Below are 2,942 nucleotides of genomic sequence, written 5' to 3'. Positions count from 1 at the left end.
GCCTCGGGCGGCGTGACCAACTTCATCGTCAGAGGCGCCGCGTTCTCCTCGGGCGGGGTCGGGGTGACCATCGCCACGGACGCCTGGCCATCCCAGCCGGTCATCGATGTCACCGATAACCTGGGCGTCGACCGGACCATCGGGGCCGGCGAGACGGCGGCCAGAGTCACCGTGACCGTCTCGGCCCGCAACACCAATCAGACCGTCCGCTGCTACGTGAATGGGGTCGAGCGCACCCTCTACGCCTGGGCCGGTGGCGCCACGCCGGCCGGCAGCATCGCCCCGGGGGGCACCACCTTCACCGGCTTCGTCAACCGAGCCGACCTGGGCACCCTCGGCTCCAAGGAATTCAGAGTCGTGGTCATCAACGGCATCGGGGTCAGCCCGCTGTCGGACGGGATCACGGTGAACCTCAGCTCTCCCTGATCCCCCGGACGGGAACGGCGGGCTGACGAAGACGGCAAGACAGCTCACGGATTGACTTGCGGGGGGTCCGTCTTGAACGGGCCCCCCCTAAACCTTAGCCATGGCGATACCGGCCTACCGGCGCCTTAGGCTCGAGTGGGTGAGGACGTTGAAGCGTATCCGAAGGGTCATCAGCCTGTTCATCATCGTGGCGGTCCTGGCCAGCCTGGCCGTGGCTCTGTCGCCCAGCCGGGCCGCCGCGGGAGATCGGCCCGCCTCGGACGGTCCCTTCCTTGACGGCGTGATGAATTACATTCAGTCCGTATTCTACAAGGAGGTCGACCGGGAGACCCTCCTCGCCGGCGCCATCCGGGGCATCCTTCAGGCCCTGAACGACCCCTACTCTGAGTACCTGCCCCCCGAAGCCTACAACGGCCTGATGCAGGACGTTGGTGGTTCCTTCGGCGGCATCGGCATTTCGATCACCGCCGACAACGGGAGGATCACCGTGCTGTCGCCCATCCGCGGTACTCCCGCGGAGGCGGCCGGTCTCCTTCCCGGCGACGCCATCGTCGAGGTCGACGGCAAGTCCATTCTCGGCATCTCCACCGACGAAGCGGCCGGGATGATTCGCGGCACCCCCGGAACCAAGGTTCAACTGGGCATCCTGCGGGGGATGAACCCCGAGCTCATCCGCTTCGAAGTCACGAGGGCCGTGATCAACGTCGATCCGGTCGAATCCAAAGACCTGGGGAACGGGATGGCCTACATTCGCTTGACCGAGTTCAACGAAAACGCCACCGCCAAGCTTGACGCCGCCCTCAAGGACCCGCTGGTGGCCAACGCCAAGGGCCTGGTCCTCGACCTCAGGAACAACCCGGGCGGTGCCTTGGACCAGGCCATTTCCGTGGCCGAACGGTTCCTGCCGCCTAACGCGGTGGTGGTCCAGATTGTCGGGCGGAACACCACGGAGAAGCCAAGGACCAGCCTTGACGCCAAGCCCTGGGGTAAGCCTTTGGTGGTCCTGGTCAATAAGGGCAGCGCCTCGGCCTCGGAGATCCTGGCCGGCGCCCTGAAGGACTTCAGCGTGGCGACGCTGGTCGGAACCAGGACCTATGGGAAAGGTTCGGTCCAGAACGTCATCGGCATGTACTACGGAGCGGGCATGCGGATCACCGTCGCTCACTTCCTCAGCCCGGCCGGGAACGCCATTGATACGGTCGGGGTCACCCCGCACATCCTGGCCGAGAACCGGGCCCTGCCGGAGAAGAGCCCATACTACCTGGGCTATCTCGACGGGAAGCGCGACCTCAAGTCCGGGAGCGTCGGCCTGGATGTGGCGGCCCTGCAGGACGCTCTCCGCTTCCTGGGATACGTCGTCGACGACCCACAGGGCACCTACGGGGCGGCCAGCGAGCGAGCGGTGCGGTCTTTCCGGAAGTCAATCGGATTGCCGGTCAATGGAGGCTTTTCCGGGTCCCTTCTCAATGAGCTGGGGAAGAAGGTCCAGTTCGAGACCCGCGACCCCAGCGACGACATCCAGTTGAAGGCGGCCATCAAGGAACTGTCGACCCAGATCGGCCAGTAGACCCGCGGGTCAGCAGCTACTACGGTCGGTGAGCCCCTCTTCGGAGTCAACCTACAAGGCCCGCTGCCTGGGAATCCCCGGCGGCGGGCCTTTCTTTGACCACCCCCCTCGTCCTGACCCTCACAAAGGCTTCCAGTCGGCCGAACCTAGTTAGCGTAACGGTCAAACGCTAAGGAGGTTTGGGTAATGAAAGCCAAGGGATTGTCCAGGCGACTCCTGCGGATGGGCCTTGTCCTAGTCCTAGCGATCACGCTGGTCGGCATGAGCCTCACCCCAGCGCTCGCCTCCCCCCGGTGGGGTCCGGCCGACAATGAGGAAACCGGCGGCCACGGCCATCAGCACGATGGTGACCACGGCAAAGCCTGGGGCCACCACTTCGAGGATTCGGACGAGGCCGAGTGGGCGGCCGACATCATCGAGGAGGCCTTCGAGAAAGGCTTCATCAAGGGTATCGACGCGAAGCACTTCCAGCCCAACAAGCCGGTCACCCGGGTTGAGGCCGCCATCATGATCACCCGCTTGCTCGGCCTCGAGGAAGAGGCCCTCCAGAGCCTCCAGGTGACCCTCCCGTTCTTGGACGCCGACGAAGTGCCCTCCTGGGCCCGCGGCTACGTTGACCTGATGGTCGCCCAGGAGATCATGCGCGGCATCGAGACCGGCCACGGCCAAGCCCTGCAGGGCATGAAGCCGGCCACCCGGCTCGAAGTCACGGTCATGCTGATCAGGGCCCTCGGCCTTGAAGAGCAGGCCATGGCCCACACCGGCGCCACCCTCACCTTCACCGACCTCGCCGCCATCCCGCCATCGCTCCTCGGCTATGTCGCCCTGGCCGTCGAGAAGGGCATCGTCACCGGCGCCAACAACACCTTCCAACCGAATAAGCCGGTGACCAGGGCCGAAATGGCGGCCATGCTCGATCGGGCCTCCGGCAAGGTCAACCCGTCCGGCA

Annotated in this window: 3 protein-coding genes; all 3 read left to right on the top strand. The window is 65.4% G+C overall.

Going from position 1 to position 2,942, the window contains the following annotated elements; all coding sequences use genetic code 11:
- Nucleotides 1-426, top strand: a 426-nt coding sequence (locus VGL40_07245; GenBank protein HEY3315061.1) for a hypothetical protein, incomplete at its 5' end; no start/stop codon positions are given.
- A gap of 148 nt (nucleotides 427-574) precedes the next feature.
- On the top strand, nucleotides 575-1,993 hold the full coding sequence (locus VGL40_07240; protein HEY3315060.1) for a S41 family peptidase: 1,419 nt from the start codon (nucleotides 575-577) through the stop codon (nucleotides 1,991-1,993).
- 186 nt (nucleotides 1,994-2,179) lie between these two features.
- The coding region (locus VGL40_07235) for an S-layer homology domain-containing protein (protein ID HEY3315059.1) at nucleotides 2,180-2,942 on the top strand (763 nt) is incomplete at its 3' end.

This window comes from Bacillota bacterium (genome assembly GCA_036504675.1).
GTDB lineage: Bacteria > Bacillota > Sulfobacillia > JAJYWN01 > JAJZPE01 > DASXUT01.
The sequence above is the reverse complement of the archived record's forward strand: the minus strand, read 5'-3'. Positions and strand labels throughout refer to the sequence as shown.